The organism is Pontibacter liquoris, from assembly GCF_022758235.1.
Lineage (GTDB): Bacteria > Bacteroidota > Bacteroidia > Cytophagales > Hymenobacteraceae > Pontibacter > Pontibacter liquoris.
On record NZ_JALEBG010000001.1, the window covers coordinates 3,159,334 to 3,182,188 of the forward strand.

Below are 22,855 nucleotides of genomic sequence, written 5' to 3' on the forward strand. Positions count from 1 at the left end.
AAGTATAACTTACCCTTTTACTCTTTTCCAGGCAGCTCGTATAAAACAGCTGTAACCATCAAGAAAGGAGGAAAGATATGCGATTTATCCCAACCCGTTTTCATGGCATAGTAGACTATGTCGTTGGCCTTGTGTTTGTGCTGGCGCCATGGCTATTTAACTTTTCAGATAATACTACGGCCACCTGGACGATTGTGATAGCAGGCGTTATAACACTGGCGCAATCTGTGTTTACTAATTACGAGCTGGGTCTGATCAAAAAGATCCCGATGCAGTCGCACCTGATGATTGATTTTGGCCTTGGCGTAGTCCTGGCGCTCACCCCGTGGATGTTTAACTTTGCAGATGACGTCTATATACCGCACCTGGTAGGAGGTGTTTTCTCGATACTTGCTTCGCTTACAACACACCGCGTACCAAGTACTTCGTACACCAAAGCCCATCCCGAACACCGCAACATGCCGTAAGCACTACCTGCATACAAACAAGGATAAACAGCAGCAGGCTGGCCATCTGGCCGGCCTGCTTTTATTTTACGCTGCTTAAGCGCAGAATTAGCTAAATTTGCGTTATGAATTATCTATCAGCAGAAAATATATCCAAAAGCTTCGGCGATCGCTGGCTCTTTAAGAACCTGAATTTTGGCATCAGCCAGGGACAACGCATTGTGCTGGTTGGCGTGAACGGCTCGGGCAAAACCACCTTACTCAATGTACTGGCAGGCAAACTCCCCCCCGACGAAGGCAGTGTCAGTACCCGCAAAGAAGTATCGATCGGCTTTTTGGGCCAGAACCCCGAGTTTAACGAGGAGCTCACCGTACAGCAAACCATTTTCTCGACCCAGAACGAAGTGGTGGAACTGATCCGCACGTATGAGGCGGCCCTCGAAAACCCCAATACCAGCGCTGAAAAAATGCAGCAGCTCATGGAGCGGATCGATGAGCTGCAAGCCTGGGACTTTGAAGTAAAGGTCAAGCAGATCCTCTCCAAACTGGGCATCCACAACCTCGACACTCAGATAAAACACCTTTCGGGCGGGCAGCGCAAACGTGTGGCCATGGCCCGCGTGCTGATAGAGGAACCCAATATGCTTATTCTGGATGAGCCGACCAACCACCTGGACCTGGACACCATTGAGTGGCTGGAAAACCTGCTCTCTACCCAGAACACCACGCTTTTGATGGTAACGCACGACCGCTATTTCCTGGATAAGGTTGCCAATGAGATCGTGGAACTGGACAACGGCGAGCTCTACTCCTACAAAGGCAACTACAGCTATTTTATAGAAAAGAAGGCCGAGCGCGAAGAAATGTCGGCTGCGGAAACAGAAAAGGCCCGCAACCTAATGCGCAAAGAGCTGGACTGGATCAGGCGGCAGCCCAAAGCCCGCGGCACCAAAGCCAAGTATAGGGTAGATGCCTTTGAGGAGCTGAAGGAAAAAGCAGCCAAAAAAGTATCCGGCCCGGCGCTGGAGCTGTCGGTAAAAACAACGCGCCAGGGTGGCAAGATCATCGAGGTCGATAATATCTCCAAGTCGTTTGGCGACAAGAAGATCGTGGACAACTTCACCTACGTGTTCAAGAAAAAAGACCGCATTGGTGTGGTAGGCCCGAATGGCGCCGGCAAATCCACGTTCCTCAACATGCTGACGGGCAAGCTGCTGCCGGATGCCGGCATCATCGATGCGGGCCAGACCACGGTGTTCGGCTACTACACCCAGGACGAGCTCACCTTCCGCGACGACCAGCGCGTGATCGATATTGTGAAGGAGATTGCCGAGGTGGTGGAAATGGCCAACGGCGAGGTGATCACGGCCAGCCAGTTTCTGCAGCACTTCCAGTTTGCCCCTCCGCAGCAGTATACGTTCGTGAGCAAACTGAGTGGGGGCGAAAAGCGCCGCCTGCAGCTTTTGCGCGTGCTCATCAAGAACCCCAACTTCCTGATCCTTGATGAGCCCACCAACGACCTGGACATCATCACGCTCAACATCCTGGAAGATTTCCTGCTAAACTTTGGCGGCTGCCTGCTCATCGTGAGCCACGACCGTTATTTTATGGACCGGCTGGTGGAGCATTTGTTTGTGTTCGAAGGCGAGGGAAAGATCCGCAACTTTGCCGGCAACTACACCGATTACCGCGAATGGCTGAAAGAGCAGGACAAACAGGAGCAGGAAGACAGCAGGCAGGCCGCCCTGGCGGCTCCCGTCGTAGCCTCAAAAGCAGAACAGCCCGGCAGCAAACGCAAGGCAAATTATGCGGAGAAAAAAGAGTATGAGCAGCTCGAAAAAGAGATAGCGCAGCTCGAGAGCCGCAAAACCGCACTCACCGCTACCATGAGTGCCGGCACCACCACCGACCATGCCCAGCTAACCGCCTGGGCCACTGAACTGGAACGTATAAACGAGGCGCTAGAAGAAAAGGAATTCCGCTGGCTGGAACTAGCGGAGCTGATGTAGCCATCTGGTAACTACTTAATTAAAGTATAAAGGTAGCCCGCGGGCTGCCTTTATACTTTAACCTGGCCGTACTCCTTTCGCCAAGGTATACTTCTCCCTAGCTACTATTCTTTTTCTAATCCTGTCACTACCACATACTTTTCCTGGTTCCGCTGACCTACTTTCACAATGCTGTTGCGGAAAGCTTTCGGGTTATTGATCGTTTTGTAAAAATCATCCAGGTAAGCCACCGTTTGCTTCCGGTACTTTTTATCCAGCAGATCACAGCCGGTATATACTTTATAAATGTCGGCGCGATGAATGTTAAAAAAGTTAATGACCTCCCGGTACGTTTTATCTGAAAAGCTGTACCCCCGGTACAGCCGCTGCCGGGCAGACTTGATGCCCAACTCAGGAGGCGGCAACGCATAAGGCGCACCTACTATGCCGGCATAATCAAAATCATAGGGCACCGGAAAAGGAGCCACAATCGTGTCCGGGCTAATAAGCTTGATGTTATGCCGGAAAGGCACCGACCAGTCGGTGTTGCCGATCATGTACTGAAACAAGGCTAACTTGGCCATGGTATAGGCATCGGTGCGGTCCATCCGGACCACGCGCGCTTTAGGGATCAGCTTTCCCTGGTTCCGTTTAGCCATCTCTTTATCATCCTCGATCAGGAAGCCATAGCGCGTTTCAGGATTTCGCCGGCCCTTCATGTCCGTATAGGCTATCTGGCAAAGCCTGACCCGGAAGCTCCTTTCATCTACAATGTTGTATAGTTTGTACACCAGGTATTCCCGGATTATCAGGTCTTCGCCAATGCAGTGTGTCACCAGCTTTAGCTTATTCACTTTCTCAAATACAGTGTGCGGGGTGGATTTACGGGAAAAGTTAAGCATGAGCGGCGGAAACCGGCACACGGCCGGATTACGGCGGCGGTTTCCGCGGGCCATCACCTTCAGATTAACCTGTATGGGGGCGCCAGATTTGTCGGGGTAAGTGAGGGTGGCTTTGTGATAGCCCCGCTTCTCCCCCCTGTCATTCATTAACTCTTTGTAATTGAAGGCGAGCTTAAACTCAAACACATCGTCGCTTGCAAAAAGCGGGTTCTCCTCGGGCTGGGCGGGTAAGGATTGGGTATACGGGATGGGAGCCTGGGCCTGAAGTGGCGGGCAACCAATGAAAAGTAAATTGAAATGGCAGACTACAACACCTAGCATCATGCCTGCCAGGCTTTTTTTCGACATCTTTAAAGTATAAGGCTGCGTTGGGTCCGCTCCGATGTTCAAAACAAACCCACCGGAACACGACAGGTCCATCCTTAAGAAGTATAGCGCCGCAAAAAGGCTGCAAGCCTTACATAGGCCGGAGCGTCAGGGTGTGGGGCGGCTTTCTTTTATTAACCCAGGCCCTTTTATGCTTGCTATGCAACAAGAGAGCGAGGCCCCGTATACTTACAGGTTCAGTTGCTTTAGCTTTTTCTTCGGGAACAGATCCGTGATCACATGCCCCTGTGCCTGCTCAAAGTTAAACCGCAGCAGTTTGGCCACAGTAGGCGCAACATCTACCAAAGTATAGCGGGTAGCTACTATAGGTCCTTTTTTAAAATCAGGACCTAAGGCCAATAAACTAATATGCTGGCAGCCTTCGCAGCTATCGCCATGTTCGGTCCAGCCCCCGTCAATACCGTCCAGGTGCCGGCCATGATCGTTTAAGACCAGCAGCGTGGTGTTTTTTTTATAGTGCTTATCTTTTTGCAGATAATCCCACAGTTGTTTCACATACCTGTCATCCCGGGTAATGCCCCGGATATAGAAGTTCCAGTTGCCCGCATGGGCATAGCCATCAGGCTCCATGAGATTGATGAGCATCAGGTTCGGCTTGTCCCGGGCCAGCGTCTGCTTTACTACCATCAGCGTGAGCGAATCAGCGCGGTAGCCGGTACCGGGGCCGTTCACGCCACAGTTCAGGGAGGGTAAGTACTGATTTTGCCATTGGGGCTGCAGGGTGTTACCCAGTATGTTCAGCTTGTCCTTGCTGGTAATGATCCAGGCGGCCGTGGCCGGTTTTCCGCTGCTTTTTAACCACAGCTGGAAAATAGATGGATTTGCCGGGAGCTCATGCCCATAGTTATCGATGGGTTGGTTTATACCCGTAGTAATGGCTGTGTGGCCCGAATTGGTATAGGTATATGCATCATTGAGAAAATTATTAAAGAAAACACCTCTTCGCCGCATCTTAGCCATATCAGGAATATGGCCTGGCACGGTGCCCCACGTTTCAGAATACCGGGGGCCGTCTATCACCACGATGATCACGTTTTTAGTGCGTAAGCCTTTCGGTTTGGCTTCGGAAACAGAAAAATGGACCGATGCCAATAACAGTATGGCGGAAAGGGCCAGCGAATAGGGCCGCGGATTAAAATACCTTAAAAGGATTTTTTGTGCCAGAAAAGAATCAGCGATACGCATACCTGTTGCCTTACCTGAAAACTTCCGTTTTGCTACTAGTATACGAGAACCATCCTACTATGCCGCATCAAAACACCTTGATAATGAAATAATTATAAATAAATTTACTTCCGGATGCGAAAAAGCCAGAAGCACCTGTTGGTTTGCAGGGCTACTTTGCTGCGGCAGTAATTCGGCAACTTTCCGGCCACCGGTAATTTGTGGGCAGCCAGCTATACGTTGCGCTAAAAACAGGAAAACCCCGCTCCCGTTCTTGCGTTTAACTCAAAACTTTGTAACATTGCACCACATAGTAACCCATGCAACACGCAGCGCCCATAGCAAACCCACTTTCTCTGCCAGCCCAATCTGGTTTGGGAATGCTTGCTGCTGCCTATTCTTATTGCCTGCGCCTTTATAGCTATTATCGCTATTATTATGGCTATTACCGCTCCTGCTAAGGCAATCACCTCCAGAATTTAAAGTATAACGGCTAGCGCCACAACGCTGCCCCTACAGGTGAACCTGCCAACGCAGCGGCTCAGGCCCTGCTTTTTTTATTTCTACCGATTTATCATTTTAACTTATACCCCATGAACCTGACACAGAACTACGACAGCTATACAGAAGAAAACCACCAGGTATGGAAGATCCTCTACAAGCGCCAGTTCGAGAACCTGCCTTCCAAAGCTATTCCTGAATTCTTCGAGGGCCTTCAGAAAGTTAATTTCAAGCCGGACCAGATCCCGGATTTTAACGAAGTAAATGCCCGCCTGAAGCCTCTGACAGGTTTTGAAGTAGTTGCCGCACCCGGCATTGTAGACGATGCCTTGTTTTTCGGCCTGATTGCCAACAAGAAATTTCCGGCTACGGTATGGATCCGCAGAATGGAGCAGCTCGATTACCTCGAGGAGCCCGATATGTTTCATGATGTGTTCGGGCATGTGCCGCTGCTCACTATTCCGGTATACTGCCAGTTTCTGGCCGAGCTGTCGCAGCTAGCGCTGGAGCACGTAGACCGCCCCGAAATTGTGGACCGGCTGACGCGCATTTACTGGTATACCATCGAGTTTGGCCTGTTTAAGCGCCCTGAGGGTGATGTGCGCATTTACGGCGCGGGCATTCTGTCGTCAGTCGGGGAAAGTAATTTGTCGGTATCGCCGGAAAGCGTGAAACATGGCTTTGATGTGCAGCATATCCTCGAAACCTCCTACATCAAAGAAACCTACCAGAGCCAGTATTTCTATATCAACAGCTTTGACGAACTGCTGCACAGCCTGCCGCAGCTGAAAACAGCCATAGAAAAGCTCCGAGAAGAGCTGGTGCCGGCCTCCTAAGCTCCTCCATAATAAAAAGCCCTGGCTGTGTGTAACAGCCAGGGCTTTTTATTAGCGCCGGTTTATACCTGCTGCTAATTGGTGAGTTCGTGGGCGATCTGGAAACCGAGCTTGCGCGGTTTGGTAAGGTGCGTGTTCTCAAGTTTTTGCTTCAGGGTGATGCGCTCAATGTCGGTAACATCCTGGCCCATTAGGTCGTTGTTTACCGCCGCGATCATGGCACTCTCCACAATAATCCGCAGCCGCTTGTCGCTGATCACGTTATTGGCAATATCAGCGATCTGCTCGGTTGGCAGGTCGAGCTGCTTTACGCCTTCAATGCAAAAGTGATTTTCGATGTTGATGAGCATACGCCCCACCAGATAGCCCGGGTCATCGAGGCGGTTATACTTGATGGTATCGGCCATAAAATTATACGCCATGATGTGACCAAAGAAGCGGCGCCGGAAATCTTCCTCCACGTAATCGCTGCGCATGATCTCGTAGTCGTCCGGAAAGGTGATGATATTGGAGTGCATGACAAACACCAGCAGGTCGCCGGAAAACTTGATCTGAAATTCGTGCTCGCTCACATTGCGGTATTCGATCACCACCTCCGCATCCTGCTTGGTTATGCGTTCGGTCAGCTCGCTTACCAGTTCCTGCGAGATCGTTTTCATGCGGTCGAATGTTTGCAGGGTATTGCGGTAAATGGCCTGCTTGGTCTTCGACTTCTGGTGAAGTCCGTTGATTATATCATCTAATTTATCTTCCATAGTAGTGCTTGGGTGTCAAATAGGTACTCAGCTATATTTACCCTTTAACGTTATACTTTGTTTCTGCGTGCCCCGATAATGTCCTTTAGCGCGCTCTGGCATACTATTTTGCTTTTGCTGCATACTATTCCGGCGCTGTATAAACCGGGGGCGGACTCAAGGAAGAAAGGTTCTGCTCGGCTAATTTAAAAGCTACCTGCCGGATGCCGGGCTTTGCCCCTGCCGCGTGCAGCAGCATGTGCTGCGCCTGTGGCAGCGCAAAAACCTCTGCCACCGCATTTACTGCTCCGGCGGGCACATGTTGCCGGTGCAAGGCCTGCAGCAACGTTTCCCGTTCCTGTTGTGCGATCAGCCTACAAAGCTGCGCGTTTACCTCCTGTCGGTGCTGCACCCGGTAATAGTTGGTGCTATACTTTGGATCTTCGGCAAAATCCGGGGCGCCCAACACCTGGCAAAGCCGCCGGAACTGCCGATCGTCGCCAACGGCCAACACCAGCTGTTTCTGATCTTTGGAAGTATAAACGCTGCCATAAGGCACAATAGTAGGGTGCTCGGAACCCATGCGCTGCGGATTTTGGCCTGCTACTAGGTAGGCGGTTCCCTGGTTGCTAAGCGCCGACACAGCAGATTCCAGCAGCGAGACCTGCACCAATTGCCCCTGGCCGGTGCGCGCACGTTGCAGCAGCGCCACCAGCAGCCCTTCTTTTAACTGATGAGCTGTCAGCACATCCACCAGCGCTACGGGCATTTTGGTGGGCGGGCCATCCGCTTGCCCGTTCAGGTACATAAACCCACTCTCGGCCTGTACCACAGCATCATAGCCGGCGCGTGCATCTGCCGGCCCATACCCTGTAATATGGCCGTATATGATGCGGGGATTTATTTTCTGCAGACTCGCAAAGTCTACTTTCAGTTTTTCGGCATCGCCGGGCTTGTAGCTGGCAATTACAACGTCGGCCTGGGCGGCTAACGTATAAAGCTGCTGCAGATCGCCGGCCTTTGTCAAATCCAGCGGCAATGACGTTTTGCCCCAGTTTACCGCCGAAAAGTAGGCGGGCACATTGGTTTCCGGATCTTCGGTCTTCAACTTCCAGCTGCGCGTTACATCGCCCTGGGTTGCGGCATTCTCTATTTTTATTACCCGGGCACCCAGCTCGGCAAAGAACTGGCCCACGCTTGGGCCGGCCAGCACGCTTGCCAGCTCCAGCACCAGCATATCTTTAAATACAGCTTCAGGCATACCTTCCGGTAGCTGCATGGTAGCAGCCACTTCAGCACTAAGATAGTGCACAATAGAAGGATAGGCAAGCAGCCGGGAAACCAGGAACGGCTACCCGGCAAGTATAAACCTGGAGGCCATTAAAATTTACAGTTCTATTTCGAGCTGTATTTCTTCGCACAAAAAAAAAGCCGGAAGCGTTGCGGCTTCCGGCCCTCTTTTTATACTTTCCAGCATAATGTAGGGCTTAATTTTCCAGGGCGGCCAGCACCTGCTCATTCAGCTCCAGGTTGTGGTATACCTGCTGCACATCATCGTCGTCTTCCAGGGCATCTATCAGTTTGAGCAGCTTGCGTACCGCTTCGGGGTCCTCTACAGCGACACTGGTTTTAGGGATGCGCTGCAGTTCAGCGCTTTCGAGTTCCAGATCCAGCGCTTCCACTTTCCGCTGCATGGCGCCAAAATCCTCCAGGGCGCAGGTAACCGTTACCACCTCCTCCTCAAAGCTGACCTCCTCTGCCCCGCCGTCAATCATTTCCAGCAGAAAGGCGTCCTCCTCAAAGCTAAAGCGCTCGTTTCTGCGGATCACGAAAATTCCTTTCCGATCGAAGATGAACTCCAGCGAGCCCTTGGTGCCCAGGCTGCCGCCGTTCTTGTTAAAAATGGTCCTAACGTTCTGGAAAGTCCGGTTCACGTTATCGGTCATGGCGTCCACAAACACCGCTACGCCATTGCTGCCATAGCCTTCGTACGTCACTTCGGTATAGTTGCCATCGGTGCCTTCGCCTTTTTTAATGGCGCGCTCCATGTTGTCTTTGGGCATGTTAGCCGCTTTGCTGGCCTGTATGGCCAGGCGCAGGCGGGGGTTGCCGGCCGGGTCAGCGCCGCCGCCTTCTTTTACAGCAACAGTAATTTCCTTGATGAGTTTGGTGAATATTTTTGAGCGCTTGGCGTCGAGGGCACCCTTTTTACGCTTGATGGTCGACCACTTGCTATGTCCTGACATACGGGTATGCTGTTAATGGAGACTACGTGTCCGTTCCTATACTTAACAGCACAAAATACGACATTGATTCCTCAAAAACCACAAAGGAGCAGCACTACCCAGCGGGTAATGCTGCTCCTCAGGTATAGGAATGCCGCCGTAAATACCGGCTAGCGCAGTAGCATAAAAATGGCGTTGATGATATTTAGCCCTAACAACAGGAAGAAGTTAGGCGAGTTTAGTATAACTTTTTTCATGGTCCTTCCTTAATAGCAGTTACATTTCCGAGGACTGATGCGCCGGATTTATCTGATTTACGCCGCAACACCTTCAAAGTTGCAGCAAAATATAATTTTACATATATATCACTTAATATATTCTGAATATCATATGTTTAGAAGCTGCATTTTTATTCCAAAAATCACGTTTTCAGGTGGAACAGTTCTCCGGGATAGCCTGTTGTTAATTTGCACCCTTCCGGAAGTTTCACAATCCGGTAACCGCATTATGCAGTAATCAGGCCGTAAAGAAATTGTACTGCCGGGCTGCTAGGTAGTATTGCACATACAAATTATTTTTGTTGTATCTTTACATAGAAAAGAACCAGCCGGCTCCCACTCAGGGAGAGGTGTTGCTTCGTAATTAATCACCAAATTGATCGATTTTGGATTTTCGCTCCTTTAACTTACACGACGACGTACTAACCGGTATTGAGTCAATGGGATACCGTACGCCCACCCCTGTGCAGGAACAGGCGATACCGCTTATACTTGAACAAAAAGATATGATTGCCTGCGCCCAGACCGGCACTGGCAAAACGGCCGCTTACCTACTCCCGCTCCTGGACCGCATCTCGCACGGCAACTACGACCATACCAGCACGCTGGTACTGGTGCCTACCCGCGAACTGGCCAAGCAGATAGATGAGCAGGTAGAAGGCTTTGGCTACTATGTTTCGGCCAGCTCTATTGCCATTTATGGCGGTAGCAAAGGCGATGAGTGGGACCAGCAGAAACGCGCCCTCACCAGCGGAGCCGACATAATTATTGCTACGCCGGGCCGCCTGATGTCGCACATGGCCCTGGGCTATGTGAAACTGGACAAGCTCAATTACCTGGTGCTGGACGAGGCAGACAAGATGCTGGACATGGGCTTTATGGATGATATCCTGAAGATCGTGCGCTCCCTGCCCACTGAGCGCCAGACACTGCTCTTTTCGGCCACTATGCCCAAGAAGATCCGCGACCTGGCCCAGCAGATCCTGAAAGACCCGGCCCAGATAAACCTGGCAATTTCCAAGCCAGCCGAAGGCATTGACCAGCGCTTATACTTAGCCTACGATAACCAGAAACTACCTCTGCTCGAGCACCTGCTGCAACAGCAGGACGTGCAAAGTATGATCATCTTTACTTCGCGCAAATCAAACGTGAGCCAGATCGTGCGCTCGCTCCGCAAAATGGGCTTCGCTGCCGATGGCATTCAGTCGGACCTGACGCAGGAAGAACGCGAGAAGGCGCTACAGGGCTTCAAAAACAAGCAGTACCAGATCCTGGTGGCGACCGACATCATGTCGCGCGGCATCGACATCGACAGTCTGAGCCATGTGGTAAACTTCGATATGCCACAGGATGCCGAAGACTATGTGCACCGTGTGGGCCGTACCGCCCGCGCAGCTTCTACGGGTGTAGCCATCACCTTTGTGAACGAAAAGGATATGTACCGCGTGCGCAAGGTAGAGCAACTCATTGAACGCGAGCTGCCAAAACTTCCTTTACCGGATGGCTTTGGCGCAGCACCCGCCTATGACCCGACCCGCCGTGATGATGGCCGGGGCGGTGGCCGCTCAGGCGGTGGTGCCCGCACAGGTGGCGGCGGCAGCAGCCGTTCTTCTGCAGGAGGCCGCAACCGCAGCAACGATCGCAGAGGCCCTAAACCAGGCGCACCCCGCCACGAAGGAAACGACCGGCCTATAAAAGCGGCCAACCATACGCCCCGCACCGAAGGCACACCAAAAGCAGCCGACGGGCAGCAGCCGGAAGCCAGCCCACGCAAGCGCAACAACCGCCGCAACAACCGTAACCGGCCGAAGAGTGCGGCCACACCGCAACCAAATGCCCCGCGCAACCAGGATACGCCACAGGAATAGTAAAGACAAGCATATGCTTATAAGAAGAGCCGCCCGATGGAGCGGCTCTTTTTTGTTTGTGATCATCCCCTCCGTTTTTCTGCATACACGCCTCCTTGTTTCCAACTTAACTCTTCACCTTGTCACCATTGGTTTTACCATACGTCTTTGCATTGTGCTATCACCTGAATTAAAAACTCAAAAAAAGCCTATTCCCTTAAAAATAAATAACTATATTAGTATAAATATATTGTTTGCAGAATTATAACGTTACTCTCTTAAATACTATAACAAATTCCATTCTGAAGGAATACAGTCGTTTTACTTAGAAGCATTTAAAAGCAGCGATCCGGCTTATTACGGGCAGTATAGATCACTAAAATTAGCACCAAATAATCTACTTTATATGAAACAAACGCTACTGGCAGCGCTGCTGTGTTGCTTTCTCTCTTCGTTTGCCGCTGCGCAAACGGGCACCGTAAAAGGCACCGCCCTCGATTCTGCCACCACCAAACCCCTGAGCTATGTCACCGTGCTGGTGCAGGAACAAGGCAAAACAGAAGCCCTTAAAACCACCTTTACCCAGCCAGACGGCTCTTTCGAGCTGGCCGGCCTGCCTCTTGCCGGGCAGTACCAGTTGCTGCTGACCTATGTAGGCTTTCAGACGAAAACGATCAAGCTCCCGGCCTTTACAGCTGACAAACCGCTTATCGCGTTAGGCAAGATTACCCTGGCGGGAACCACCAACAAGCTGCAGGAAGTGCAGGTAACCACCGAAAAGCTGCTGGTAACGCAGGACATCGACAAGATCAGCTATAACGTAGAGGCCGACCCGGAAAGCAAGACCATGACAGCTCTGGACATGCTGCGCAAGGTACCGCTGCTGACCGTGGACGCCGAAGACAACATCAAGCTGAACGGCAGCGGCAGCTATAAGGTGCTTGTTAACGGCAAGACCTCCTCGCTGTTCGTCAACAGCCCCAAAGACGTGTTTAAAAGTATGCCGGCCAGCTCCATTAAAAGTGTGGAGGTGATCACCAACCCACCCTCGAAGTATGAGGCGGAGGGCGTAGGCGGCATTATCAACATCATCACCCACAAAAACGAGAACAACGGCTATAACGGCTCTGTCAATTTAGGCCTTGGCCTTCCCAAATCCTCGTATGGCAGCGGGTTCTTTACAGCCGTACAGGGCAAGTTCGGCTTCTCGGGGTATGGCGGCATGGGCAACAATAATTCGCCCAGCAACAGGAGCACCTTGTATCGCCAGGACCCGTCCGGCACGATCATGGACCAGGAGGGCAGCGGCAAAAACAGCGGCCGCCATGTATATTTTTCCGGCGAGCTAAGCTTTGAGCTCGACACGCTCAACCTGTTCACGGCCAACTTCAGTACCAACCGCAGCAACGGCGACAACAGCATGCAGCAGCTCGTCCGCAACATCAGCCCCGAAGGACAGCTGCTGAACGCTTACAGCAGGCAGAACACCGGTACCAACTATTGGGAAAACCAGGACTTTGGCGTGAACCTGCAGCATACTTTTAAACGCAACAAAGAGCAGCTGCTTACCCTCTCCTATAGGTATGGCAAAAACGGCAACGGCAATTTCTCCGATTTTATCTATAATCAGGACATTGGTACCACCGATAATAACGGCGATGCGGTAGAACAGACCCTGCAGGCCGACTACGTGCACCCCTTCGGGAAGCATAACCTGGAAGTGGGCGCCAAATCCATTTTCCGGAAAAACACCAGCGACTATTACTACAAGCAATACGACCCGGAGCAACACCTATACATCCTTAACCCTGGCCTGAGCAACAATTTTGCCTATGATCAGGACATCAACGCTGCCTATACGGCCGTGAGCCTGAAGAAAGACAAATGGGGCCTGAAAGTTGGCGCACGCCTGGAAGCTACCTCCGTGGATGCTGACTTTAAATCGTCGGGCACGGTGGCGAAGAACGAGTACACAAACCTGATCCCGAATGTGTCCCTCTCGCGCATGCTGAAGGGAATGAGTACACTGCGCCTCTCGTACACGCAACGCATCGAGCGGCCCAGTTTATACTACCTCAACCCCTACGTGAGCCCTATTGACCCGAAAAACATCAGCTATGGCAACCCAAACCTGAATGCCGCCACCAGCAACGTGTTTAACCTGGCCTATAACACCTTTGTAAAAGGCACGTCGGTTAATGCCAGCGTGTTCCACAACTTTACCAACAACTCCATTCAGCGCGTTACCACCTTCAACCCTGCCGACTCGGTGGCCAGCACCACGTACGGCAACATTGGCCGCAACAGCACCACCGGTTTATCGCTTAACGGCAACACCACCTTCTTCAAAAAACTAAATGTGAACCTGAACGGCGGCATCAGTTACGTGGACCTGCACAGCTCGCTGTACAGCAACAGCGGTTTCTCGGCAAACGTGTTCAGCTACATCAGCTATAAATTTGAGAAAAACTGGCGCGTGAGCACCAATATCGGTTACTACTCGCCGAATGTGCTGCTGCAGGGCACGTCGGCGGCGTATATGTTCAACAGCTTCTCGGTAAACAAGCAGTTCCTGAAAGAAGAGAAGGCGGGGATCAGCCTGTCGGTGAGCAACCCTTTTCAGGAGAACCGCCGCTGGGTAAACGAGGTGGCTTCCGAGGGCTTTTATCAGAAACAGGTGTCTTATTTCCAGGCCCGGCGCTTTAGCCTGTCGTTTAACTACCGCTTTGGCAAGCTGAAAGGCGGCATCAAGAAAAACAAACGCGGCATTAAAAACGATGACCTGCAGGGCGGTGGCGACCAGAAAGAAGGCGGCAACTAAGGCTGGTAAGTATACCCTCCTGGTGCGCCAGAAAGGGGCTGCTTGCAGCTGTAGCATTTCTGGCGCATTCGCATTATACTTGCTGTATGAGAGCTTTATTATTGATCGATATTCAGAACGACTTTTTACCGGGCGGCGCGCTGGCCGTGCCGGAAGGAGACCGGATTATCCCGCTTGCCAATCAGATGCAGCCACATTTCGATTTGGTGGTGGCTACGCAGGACTGGCATTCCCAAAACCACAAAAGCTTTGCCTCCCAGCACCCGGGCAAAAACGTGTTTGAGGTGACCACCTTGCAGGGCCTGGAGCAGGTGTTGTGGCCAGACCATTGCATGCAGGATACGGCAGGCGCTGAACTCGCCAGGGCATTGGAGCAAAACCGCATCGAAGCCATTTTCCGCAAAGGCACCAACCCGGAGATAGACAGCTACAGCGGTTTTTACGATAACGGCCGCCTGAAAAGCACCGGCCTGGCCGATTACCTGCGGGGCAAAGGTATAACCCAGGTATACTTAGCCGGTTTAGCCGCCGACTACTGTGTTTATTTTTCCGCGAAGGATGCGCTGACGGAAGGGTTTGAAGTATACTATATCGAAGATGCTGTTCGCGCTATTGACGCTGCAGGATTCGAGAAGGCCAAAGCTGATCTGGTAGCGCGCGGCGGGCAGCTTGTGCAGAGCCATACGCTGCTACCTAAGTAGCAAGAAGCAATCCGCACATAGTATAGCTATACCGAAGTGCTATGCTGTTTATTTACTATAGTGCAAGTATAAACCGGATCATGCGGTTTGGCAGGGAGTTAATCTATTTGACAAACCGTAAGCAATGTATAGATCTGCTTTCCAATGCAGGGAAGATGAGCCAAACTCCATTTGCAGTTTAAAATGGCAAGCAAACAGGCAAAGCGTACTCCGGCTAAAGGGCTAATAATCGGAATAACTCCTTATATACTATAGTTGAGCTTCATAAAAAGCCTTTATGGTAAAAATATTCTTTCCTTCCCTTATAAGATAAAGTAAAGTATAATAGATGAAAAACTTCAATAGGTACTTTATTCAAAAAACTATCATAGCAGTTGGGTTCTTATTGCTGCCTTTTATAACTTATGCACAGGATGCAGGTGCTTTGCCTTATCATGAAAACCAGGTTGAACCTGATCAGGAAATGAGTCCGTCAGGAACAGCAACAGATAAATTCAAAGCTGTTCATATTATTTCTACTAGTTTAAGAGGGGTGCGTGGCGCCAACGGAGTAGTCTATTGGGTTAGTAAGGATAAGGCGACACTATCGACCTATAAAGGAGCGCAACTACTCTGGCGGGCAGATGTGGCTGAAGCCTTTAAACCTGACATCCAACAGCCACAAATTGAGAAGCTTGTTTTTGCATCCAATGTGGTTTTTGTATTCGTCAGTAAAAGAGGATTTACTGAAATTAACCGGGACACCGGTCAATTAGGGAACAAAGTTATAAACTGAGACATCCTTTATGATTGGAAACGAATTGGCTATAACCACCAAATAAGTAACTTCTTCACCAAGCACACCCATGGGCAGCTTAGCCGTCTCATAGCCCAACCGTAATAGGGCAATTTAAAACATCACCAACCGAAAAATCAATTTGAACTAGACAAAATGTCTAACATCAAACCTGACATAAAACTTAGCCCAACAGAAGTTGCCGACTTAGATAGTTTATTTCTATTTCAACTTGACAAAGAAGGAAGATATTTAGCAGCGTTCACACCAAAAGACCCGACAGACAAAGCAGCGTATTTGCTTAAATACACAAAATTATTGCATGATCCGAGCGTCAATAACCAGACCATTATAGCGGATGATGTTATTGCAGGAAGTATAGCAAAGTTTGTAATAGAAGGCAATGCGGAAATTACTTATTGGCTAGACAGAAAATTCTGGGGAAAAGGAATTGCCACAAAAGCACTTCAGGAATTCCTTACCATAGAAACTGCCAGACCCATTTTTGGACGCGTTGCATTTGACAATTTTGGCTCGCAAAAGGTTTTAGAAAAATGTGGTTTCGTTAAGATCGGAACTGACAAAGGTTTTGCCAATGCCCGGCAAACAGAGATAGAAGAATTTATTTATAGGCTTGACTACTGAGCAACAGAAAAACGCCCATAACAGCAGCTACTAAAAGTGGCCAGCACCCGAAGGTACTGGCCACTTTTTTGTATATCCTTTTCATGACTACAACACCTGTCCTATTCCAAACAGCAGCACGAATAGCAGTGTGGTCAGCGCCATTTGCTTTAAGTAGGGGTCCAGTTCCTGGGAGGTTTGCCTGCGCCATACGTTTACGCCATTGATCACCACCAGCGGCAGCACTAGCACAAACAAAAACTGCCAGGCGTTCTGGTAGTGCAGCACCACGTACAGCACGGCGCTTAACACGCCTCCGGCAAGCAGGAAAAGGTGGTAGATACGCGCGCGCTTTGCTCCCATGCGCACCGGCAGCGAGCGTTTGCCCGCCAGTGTATCGGATTTAATGTCGCGGATGTTGTTTACGTTGAGCACCGCCGTGGAGAAAAAGCCGCAGATGAGCGCCGGAAGAATAATCATGCTATCAAACGCCTTGGCCTGCAGAAAATAGGTACCCAGCACCCCCACCAGCCCAAAGAAAAGAAACACCGAGATATCGCCCAAACCGGCATAGCCGTAAGGTTTGGCGCCCGCCGTATAGTTAATGGCGGCCCAGATAGCCGCCAGCCCGATAGCCAGGAACAGTAGGAACAGCAAAATGCCGCCCGTGCCAAACGATACCCACAGCAGCAAAATACCCGACACCAGCGAGAGCATGGTGAGCACGGCCATACCACCCTTCATTTGGTCGGCGGTAATGTGGCCGGCCTGCACCGCCCGCATCGGGCCTTCGCGGTGGGCACTGTCAGCGCCATGTTTGGAGTCGCCGTAATCGTTGGCCAGGTTAGAAAGCACCTGCAGAAATAACGTGGTGAGCACGCAAAGGCTTACTACCGTGCCATTAAAAACATGATTGGCCGCAGCCATAAAAGCGCCCATCCCAATGCAGGAGAAAGCCAGGGGCAACGTGCGGGGTCTAAAAGCCGAAATCCAGGCCCTTGCCAGACCTGGATTCTGCGTACTTGTGTGTTGTGATGTATTCAATTTTGTAAGAGAAACGAATTTCCGGCGCAAGCGTCCGCTTGTGCCTTACAGGCATTTTGTAGGGCGCAAGCAAACGCCTTCGCCATGTTACTTTCTAGCTAAGTATTATTTTTGGGCAATGGCTGCCAGTATCTCCTCGCCCATGGGCTTTACTTTGGAAGGATAAAAGGCCACTACTTTGCCGTTCTCGTCTACCAGGTACTTGCAGAAGTTCCAGGTTGGCTCCTCGTGGTTAGGGGCGTTTTGCTGCAGCCAGGCATATAAAGGCGCTTTGTCCTCTCCTTTCACCGATATCTTCTCAAACATCTGGAAACTCACGCCATAGTTCTTCTGGCAGAAGGTCGCGATCTCTTTGTTGGAGCCAGGCTCCTGACCACCAAAGTTATTGGCCGGAAAACCCAGGATCACCACATCCTTGCCGTGTGTTTCGTTCAGCTTCTGCAGGTCTTCGTACTGAGGCGTAAAGCCGCACTCGGAGGCCGTATTTACCAGCAATACCTTTTTGCCTTTATACTGCGAAAAGTCGATTTCCTGGCCATCCAGCGAGGTCATCTTAAAGTCGTAAAAGTCACTTTTCTGCACATCGGCTGTGCCGGCCGTGTTTTCTGTTGCCATAGTTGCCGCTTTAGGTGCGTTGCTGCCGGCCGGTTGGTGGCAAGCTACAAAGATACTCAGCACTCCTGCCAGTGCCACCATTTGTACCAGGATTGTTGATTTTTTAGCCATATCAGTTTTTAGTAATTACGTGTTCTGTGCCTGTGACGTTCAAACAGCAAACGCCTATACTTGTTTACTGCAAGCCGCTAAAACTTTTATACTTACATGCGCTCCGGCACCTCGATGCCCAGCAGGCGCATGCTGTGGCGTATAAAGCGTGCCACCATAGCCGACAGGGCAATGCGGAAATGCCGCGCCTGCTCGTCTGTCTCGTTAAAGATCGATACTTCTTGGTAAAACCGGTTATAGGCTTTAGCCAGCTCGTAGGCATAGTTGGCGATAATGGAGGGAGCATACAACTTGCCGGCTTCTTCTATCACGGCCGGATAGGCCGCCAGCTGCGCGATCACCTCCTGCTCGGTTTCGTGCAGGTTCTCAAAGCTACCAAACGCGTTCACATCCACCGTTAAGCCCATTTCGGTGGCTTTGCGCAGGATGGCTGAGATACGGGCATGCGTGTACTGCACAAACGGCCCGGTGTTGCCGCGGAAATCGATCGACTCCTGCGGGTTAAAGAGCATGCGCTTTTTAGGGTCTACTTTCAGCAGGAAGTACTTCAGAGCGCCCATGGCCAGGGTATGATACAGCGCCTGGGCCTGCTCCGGGGTAAAGCCTTCTATTTTGCCCAGTTCCTCGGTCTGCTGGCGCGCCGTGTCGATCATTTCCTGTACCAGTTCGTCGGCATCCACCACGGTGCCTTCCCGCGATTTCATCTTGCCCGATGGCAGATCCACCATGCCGTACGAGAGGTGATAAATGCCTTCGGCGTAAGGCTTGCCCAGCTTTTTGAGCACGCCCTTCAGCACCTGGAAGTGGTAATTCTGCTCGTCGGCCACCACATACACCGACTGGTCGTACGGGAAGTCGTTATACTTGAGTTGGGCCGTGCCCAGGTCCTGCGTAATGTATACCGAGGTACCGTCGGCGCGCAGCAGCAGCTTCTCATCCAGGCCTTCGTCGGTCAGGTCTACCCACACCGAACCGTTCTCTTTCCGGAAAAACACTTCTTTCTGCAGGCCTTCTTCCACCAGTTCCTTGCCCAGCATGTAAGTGCCGGATTCGTAGTAATATTTATCAAAGTCTACCCCAATGGTGCGATAGGTTTCGTCGAAGCCGGCGTACACCCAGCTGTTCATCTGCTTCCAAAGGCTCACCACTTGCGTGTCGCCTTCCTCCCACTTGCGGAGCATGTCCTGGGCTTCCAGCATCAGCGGGGCTTTTTTCTTGGCTTCCTCCTTGTCTGTGCCCTGAGCAACCAGCTCTTCTACCTGCTCTTTGTATGCCTTGTCGAACAGCACATAGTACTTGCCCACCAGGTGGTCGCCTTTCAGGCCACTGCTTTCCGGGGTTTCGCCATTGCCCATCTTCTCGTAAGCCAGCATCGACTTGCAGATATGAATACCGCGGTCGTTCACCAGGTTAGCCTTCATCACGTTATGGCCATTGGCTTTCATGATCTCCGCCACCGAGTAGCCCAAAAAGTTATTGCGCAGGTGGCCCAGGTGCAGCGGTTTGTTGGTGTTTGGCGACGAATATTCCACCATCACGTTGCGGCCGCTGGCTTCGGCTTGGCCATAATCGGGCTGCTGCATGATGTGCCGGAAAAGGCGCAGCCACTCGGCCTCCTTCACTTCCAGGTTCAGGAAGCCTTTCACTACGTTAAAGTCTTTTACTTCCGGGGCGTGCTCCTTCAGGTATTCGCCCAGGGCCTGGCCGATCTGTTCGGGACCTTTGCCCACTTGCTTGGTAAAAGGGAACGTAACGAAGGTAAACGAGCCGGCAAATTCTTTTCGGGTGGGTTGCAGGGCAATTTGGGTACCATCAACAGAAATCTGGAACAAAGCCTGCAGCGCCTGGCTGATGCTTTGGGTAAGGGTGTTTTGAAGTTGCATTAATGTATGATCTTGCTTTTAGCTTCTCGGTGTAAAATTGCTTCGGTGGCTGCCTCTAGTATGTCAAAGGCATTTTCGGCCATCGTGTTTTCAGTATCTAAGGTTGGGTTGATCTCGGTCATCTCGTAACATACCACGCGCTCATCCTGCAGCAGGTGGAAACAAAGGTCTTTTGCTTCTTCTACTGTCATGCCGATCTCTACCGGTGTGCCTGTTCCCTTCGAAAATTTAGAATCCAGGCTGTCCACATCAAACGACACGTAAATAATATCGCATGCTTTCAAGCGCTCCAGCGCCTCCTGGGCTACCTGCTCCACGCCTTTGGTGAGCAGCTCGGCATAGGTAAAATTTTTGATGCCCAGCGTCTGGATCAGGTAATCTTCCGGCTCCTCGGTGTCGCGCACCACCATGTATACCAGGTGCTCGGGTTTGAGCTTGGGCCCGTCGAAGCCCACTTTTTTGAGTGAGTTCCAGAAAAAGACCGTTTCCGGTTCCGGGTCGTTTATCTGCCGGTCCAGGTTGTCGATGTTCAGCGCCATAGCCAGCGGCATACCGTGCACATTGCCCGAGGGCGACGTATAAGGCGAGTGGATATCGGCATGGGCATCGATCCAGATCACGCCCAGCGTTTTGTCGGGATAAGCGCTTTTAATGCCGGCAATGGTGCCATGCGCGTTAGAGTGGTCGCCGGAAAGCACCAGCGGAAACATGCCCAAATCGATGGTTTGCGCCACGGTACTGCTGATATTTTTCTGAACCGTTAAAATACTATCGATCCGATGGGCATTAGGGAACACATCTTTCTCAAATAATGTATAGTTAAGGTCCGGTACACTGATAGCGTTGAAGCGCTTGAAATAATCGCATCCTTTGTCCCAGCAAGCAACCCGTAGCGCGTCTATCCCCATGCTTGCTCCGCGTGTTCCGGCACCCAACTCCGACCTGACTTCTATCAGCTTTACTTTTTTCATAGATTTAGAACAAAGTTTTTGCAAAGATGGTAAAATACGGTCAATATTGCATGTTTTCTTAACCCCTTACCATCGATGGATAAATACACGGATCTCATCCACCAAACATTCGATTTCCCTACAGAAGAGTTTACCGTAGTAAATAACGAATTGCAGTTTAACGGCATTCCCCTGATGGACATCATCAAGGAATATGGTACTCCTCTTAAACTAACATATTTACCTAAAATCAGTTCGCAAATACAGCGGGCCAAGCAACTTTTTAAAGAGGGCATGGCGAAAGTAGATTATAAAGGTACTTATACCTACTGCTACTGCACCAAATCCAGCCAGTTTTCTTTTGTGCTCGAAGAGGCACTTAAAAATGATATCCACATCGAAACCTCTTCTTCTTACGACATTCCCATTATCCGGGCGCTGCACAAGAAGGGCAAGCTTTCAAAAGACACCTACATTATCTGCAACGGCTTTAAGCGCGACCTCTACCGCCAGTGGATCTCCGAGCTGATCAACGACGGCTTTAAGAACTGCATGCCTATCCTGGACCACCTGGGCGAGATAGACTACTACAAAGAGCACGTAAAAGAAAAGACAAAGGTTGGCATCCGCGTGGCCTCCGACGAGGAGCCTAAGTTCGAGTTTTATACTTCGCGCCTGGGCGTGCGCTACGGCGATGTGATCGAGCTGTACGAAAAGCAGATAAAAGATGACCCGAAGTTTGAGCTCAAGATGCTCCATTACTTTATCAACTCGGGCATTAAGGATACCTCCTACTACTGGTCGGAGCTGAGCCGCTTTGTGCACAAGTATGCCGAGCTCAAAAAGGTATGCCCCGAACTGGACACCATCGACATTGGCGGCGGCTTCCCAATCAAAACCTCTATCCAGGCCGACTACGATTACAAGTATATGTCGGAAGAGATCCTGCGTACCATCAAGCGCATCTGCAACGAGGAAGGCGTGCCCGAGCCTAACATCTTTACTGAGTTCGGCATTTTTACCGTGGGCGAAAGCGGGGCCACCATCTACTCCATCCTGGATGATAAGCTGCAGAACGATAAAGAGCTGTGGTACATGATCGATGGTTCATTTATCACCAACCTGCCCGATGCCTGGGCCCTGAACCAGCGCTGGCCTTTGCTGAGCGTGAATCATTGGGACAAGGAATATCGTAAAGTACAGCTAGGCGGTATGACCTGCGACAGCCAGGACTATTACAACTCGGAGATGCATTCATTCCAGGTATTTTTACCAAAGTATCCTAAAGATGAACCCCTCTACATTGGCTTCTTCCACACCGGCGCCTACCAGGAAGCGCTGAGCGGCTATGGCGGCATTAAGCACTGCCTGATCCCTTCTCCGAAACACATTCTGGTGGACCGGGAGGACGACGGCACGCTGAAAACATGGCAGTTTGCGCCGGAGCAATCCAGCGAATCGATGATGCGGATACTGGGGTATGACACGCAGCCAAGCGAGGCCTAATTTTTAGCCGGATATTTTGCTTTTCAAGTAATTAGCGTATTTTTGATATTAAAATCTCCCCTAACATTAACATCGCCATGAAGAAAGTTTTCATTTTAGGAGCAGTGTGCCTGGCATTGGGTACGGCCTCTTGCAAAACCTATTGCCCTGCCTACAACTATGCCCAGGCCGACACCCACACGAAAGCCAAGGCTCCGGTTGCCGTAACAGCAGCTAACCAGGGGGCAGAACGATCCGCAAAGTAACAGCACAGGCAAAAACCGCAGGCGAAGTTCTTTCAGTCCGGGGCTTGAGCATGGCGCAGCCACAGGGCTGATTCAGAAACCGCAAGGGCGGCAAATTTTGCTTTTATACTTATAACAACCTGAAAAGCCGGCTTATGCCGGCTTTTTTGTTTCGGCCAGAATCAGCTGGGCTGCTTCCCACAGGTCTGCTGCCTGCAGCGGGTGCGCGCATTTCATGGCTCAGTTTACCGCACAGAACTGCTCATTTTTATACATCTAAAAAAATTATTCTG

The 22,855-nt window shown here is 50.9% G+C and carries 19 protein-coding genes; 10 read left to right on the forward strand and 9 right to left on the reverse strand.

Features of this window, described 5'->3' with window-relative positions:
* Nucleotides 1-77 precede the first annotated feature (77 nt).
* Nucleotides 78-467 (forward strand): SPW repeat protein, encoded by a 390-nt coding sequence (locus LWL52_RS13125; RefSeq protein WP_242920521.1) that lies wholly within the window; start codon nucleotides 78-80, stop codon nucleotides 465-467.
* A gap of 104 nt (nucleotides 468-571) precedes the next feature.
* Nucleotides 572-2,455, forward strand: a complete 1,884-nt coding sequence (locus LWL52_RS13130) for an ABC-F family ATP-binding cassette domain-containing protein (protein ID WP_242920523.1) — start codon at nucleotides 572-574, stop codon at nucleotides 2,453-2,455.
* A 104-nt stretch (nucleotides 2,456-2,559) separates the two neighbouring features.
* Here LWL52_RS13130 and LWL52_RS13135 read toward each other — a convergent pair whose 3' ends face one another.
* Nucleotides 2,560-3,684, reverse strand: coding sequence for a hypothetical protein (locus LWL52_RS13135; RefSeq protein WP_242920525.1), 1,125 nt, complete (start codon nucleotides 3,682-3,684; stop codon nucleotides 2,560-2,562).
* Between the two features lie 207 nt (nucleotides 3,685-3,891).
* Entirely contained in the window at nucleotides 3,892-4,908 is a 1,017-nt protein-coding gene (locus LWL52_RS13140) for a sulfatase-like hydrolase/transferase (protein WP_242920527.1), read from the reverse strand.
* Between the two features lie 572 nt (nucleotides 4,909-5,480).
* Between LWL52_RS13140 and LWL52_RS13145 the strand changes: the two genes are divergently transcribed.
* A complete protein-coding gene (locus LWL52_RS13145; protein ID WP_242920529.1) occupies nucleotides 5,481-6,224 on the forward strand; it encodes a phenylalanine 4-monooxygenase in 744 nt (247 codons plus the stop codon).
* A 74-nt stretch (nucleotides 6,225-6,298) separates the two neighbouring features.
* Here LWL52_RS13145 and LWL52_RS13150 read toward each other — a convergent pair whose 3' ends face one another.
* From LWL52_RS13150 to LWL52_RS13160, 3 genes are all read right to left on the reverse strand, one after another.
* Nucleotides 6,299-6,979 carry a hypothetical protein gene (locus LWL52_RS13150; protein WP_242920531.1) on the reverse strand — a complete coding sequence of 227 codons (681 nt, stop codon included), beginning with the start codon at nucleotides 6,977-6,979 and terminating at the stop codon, nucleotides 6,299-6,301.
* Nucleotides 6,980-7,103: 124 nt separating this feature from the next.
* Nucleotides 7,104-8,219, reverse strand: coding sequence for a CaiB/BaiF CoA transferase family protein (locus LWL52_RS13155; protein ID WP_242920533.1), 1,116 nt, complete (start codon nucleotides 8,217-8,219; stop codon nucleotides 7,104-7,106).
* A 226-nt stretch (nucleotides 8,220-8,445) separates the two neighbouring features.
* On the reverse strand, nucleotides 8,446-9,204 hold the full coding sequence (locus LWL52_RS13160; RefSeq protein WP_242920535.1) for a YebC/PmpR family DNA-binding transcriptional regulator: 759 nt from the start codon (nucleotides 9,202-9,204) through the stop codon (nucleotides 8,446-8,448).
* Between the two features lie 697 nt (nucleotides 9,205-9,901).
* On the opposite strand from LWL52_RS13160, the gene LWL52_RS13165 reads away from it, so the two are divergent.
* The 5 genes from LWL52_RS13165 to LWL52_RS13185 all read left to right on the forward strand — a co-directional run bounded on the left by LWL52_RS13165 (nucleotide 9,902) and on the right by LWL52_RS13185 (nucleotide 16,250).
* Nucleotides 9,902-11,329, forward strand: a complete 1,428-nt coding sequence (locus LWL52_RS13165; protein ID WP_242920699.1) for a DEAD/DEAH box helicase — start codon at nucleotides 9,902-9,904, stop codon at nucleotides 11,327-11,329.
* A gap of 385 nt (nucleotides 11,330-11,714) precedes the next feature.
* Nucleotides 11,715-14,129, forward strand: coding sequence for a TonB-dependent receptor domain-containing protein (locus LWL52_RS13170; protein WP_242920537.1), 2,415 nt, complete (start codon nucleotides 11,715-11,717; stop codon nucleotides 14,127-14,129).
* Nucleotides 14,130-14,215: 86 nt separating this feature from the next.
* Entirely contained in the window at nucleotides 14,216-14,830 is a 615-nt protein-coding gene (pncA, locus tag LWL52_RS13175; RefSeq protein ID WP_242920539.1) for a bifunctional nicotinamidase/pyrazinamidase, read from the forward strand.
* A 328-nt stretch (nucleotides 14,831-15,158) separates the two neighbouring features.
* Nucleotides 15,159-15,605: a hypothetical protein gene (locus LWL52_RS13180; protein WP_242920541.1), complete on the forward strand. Its 447-nt coding sequence runs from the start codon at nucleotides 15,159-15,161 to the stop codon at nucleotides 15,603-15,605.
* Nucleotides 15,606-15,761: 156 nt separating this feature from the next.
* Nucleotides 15,762-16,250 carry a GNAT family N-acetyltransferase gene (locus LWL52_RS13185; protein WP_242920543.1) on the forward strand — a complete coding sequence of 163 codons (489 nt, stop codon included), beginning with the start codon at nucleotides 15,762-15,764 and terminating at the stop codon, nucleotides 16,248-16,250.
* Nucleotides 16,251-16,337: 87 nt separating this feature from the next.
* Here the strand turns inward: LWL52_RS13185 and LWL52_RS13190 are convergent, their stop codons facing one another.
* From LWL52_RS13190 to rocF, 4 genes are all read right to left on the reverse strand, one after another.
* Entirely contained in the window at nucleotides 16,338-17,234 is an 897-nt protein-coding gene (locus tag LWL52_RS13190; RefSeq protein ID WP_437179357.1) for a 1,4-dihydroxy-2-naphthoate polyprenyltransferase, read from the reverse strand.
* Between the two features lie 144 nt (nucleotides 17,235-17,378).
* Nucleotides 17,379-17,999 carry a glutathione peroxidase gene (locus tag LWL52_RS13195; RefSeq protein ID WP_437179348.1) on the reverse strand — a complete coding sequence of 207 codons (621 nt, stop codon included), beginning with the start codon at nucleotides 17,997-17,999 and terminating at the stop codon, nucleotides 17,379-17,381.
* Nucleotides 18,000-18,091: 92 nt separating this feature from the next.
* Entirely contained in the window at nucleotides 18,092-19,882 is a 1,791-nt protein-coding gene (gene argS / locus LWL52_RS13200; RefSeq protein ID WP_242920547.1) for an arginine--tRNA ligase, read from the reverse strand.
* Complete coding sequence (gene rocF / locus LWL52_RS13205; protein WP_242920549.1) at nucleotides 19,882-20,853, reverse strand: arginase; 972 nt, start codon at nucleotides 20,851-20,853, stop codon at nucleotides 19,882-19,884. The genes argS and rocF overlap by 1 nt, the downstream gene beginning before the upstream one ends.
* Nucleotides 20,854-20,928: 75 nt before the next feature.
* Here rocF and LWL52_RS13210 point away from each other — a divergent pair, with 75 nt between their 5' ends.
* Complete coding sequence (locus LWL52_RS13210) at nucleotides 20,929-22,338, forward strand: type III PLP-dependent enzyme domain-containing protein (RefSeq protein WP_242920552.1); 1,410 nt, start codon at nucleotides 20,929-20,931, stop codon at nucleotides 22,336-22,338.
* Nucleotides 22,339-22,415: 77 nt separating this feature from the next.
* Nucleotides 22,416-22,583: a hypothetical protein gene (locus LWL52_RS13215; RefSeq protein ID WP_242920554.1), complete on the forward strand. Its 168-nt coding sequence runs from the start codon at nucleotides 22,416-22,418 to the stop codon at nucleotides 22,581-22,583.
* Nucleotides 22,584-22,855 lie beyond the last annotated feature (272 nt).

Coding starts and splice junctions, on each gene's coding strand:
- LWL52_RS13185 (WP_242920543.1), top strand. CDS start 15,762: ATGTCTAACATCAAACCTGACATAAAACTTAGCCCAACAGAAGTTGCC.
- LWL52_RS13215 (WP_242920554.1), top strand. CDS start 22,416: ATGAAGAAAGTTTTCATTTTAGGAGCAGTGTGCCTGGCATTGGGTACG.
- LWL52_RS13130 (WP_242920523.1), top strand. CDS start 572: ATGAATTATCTATCAGCAGAAAATATATCCAAAAGCTTCGGCGATCGC.
- LWL52_RS13135 (WP_242920525.1), bottom strand. CDS start 3,684: ATGTCGAAAAAAAGCCTGGCAGGCATGATGCTAGGTGTTGTAGTCTGC.
- rocF (WP_242920549.1), bottom strand. CDS start 20,853: ATGAAAAAAGTAAAGCTGATAGAAGTCAGGTCGGAGTTGGGTGCCGGA.
- LWL52_RS13210 (WP_242920552.1), top strand. CDS start 20,929: ATGGATAAATACACGGATCTCATCCACCAAACATTCGATTTCCCTACA.
- LWL52_RS13140 (WP_242920527.1), bottom strand. CDS start 4,908: ATGCGTATCGCTGATTCTTTTCTGGCACAAAAAATCCTTTTAAGGTAT.
- LWL52_RS13160 (WP_242920535.1), bottom strand. CDS start 9,204: ATGTCAGGACATAGCAAGTGGTCGACCATCAAGCGTAAAAAGGGTGCC.
- LWL52_RS13145 (WP_242920529.1), top strand. CDS start 5,481: ATGAACCTGACACAGAACTACGACAGCTATACAGAAGAAAACCACCAG.
- LWL52_RS13180 (WP_242920541.1), top strand. CDS start 15,159: ATGAAAAACTTCAATAGGTACTTTATTCAAAAAACTATCATAGCAGTT.
- LWL52_RS13125 (WP_242920521.1), top strand. CDS start 78: ATGCGATTTATCCCAACCCGTTTTCATGGCATAGTAGACTATGTCGTT.
- LWL52_RS13195 (WP_437179348.1), bottom strand. CDS start 17,999: ATGGCTAAAAAATCAACAATCCTGGTACAAATGGTGGCACTGGCAGGA.
- LWL52_RS13170 (WP_242920537.1), top strand. CDS start 11,715: ATGAAACAAACGCTACTGGCAGCGCTGCTGTGTTGCTTTCTCTCTTCG.
- argS (WP_242920547.1), bottom strand. CDS start 19,882: ATGCAACTTCAAAACACCCTTACCCAAAGCATCAGCCAGGCGCTGCAG.
- LWL52_RS13155 (WP_242920533.1), bottom strand. CDS start 8,219: ATGCCTGAAGCTGTATTTAAAGATATGCTGGTGCTGGAGCTGGCAAGC.
- LWL52_RS13150 (WP_242920531.1), bottom strand. CDS start 6,979: ATGGAAGATAAATTAGATGATATAATCAACGGACTTCACCAGAAGTCG.
- LWL52_RS13165 (WP_242920699.1), top strand. CDS start 9,902: ATGGGATACCGTACGCCCACCCCTGTGCAGGAACAGGCGATACCGCTT.
- pncA (WP_242920539.1), top strand. CDS start 14,216: ATGAGAGCTTTATTATTGATCGATATTCAGAACGACTTTTTACCGGGC.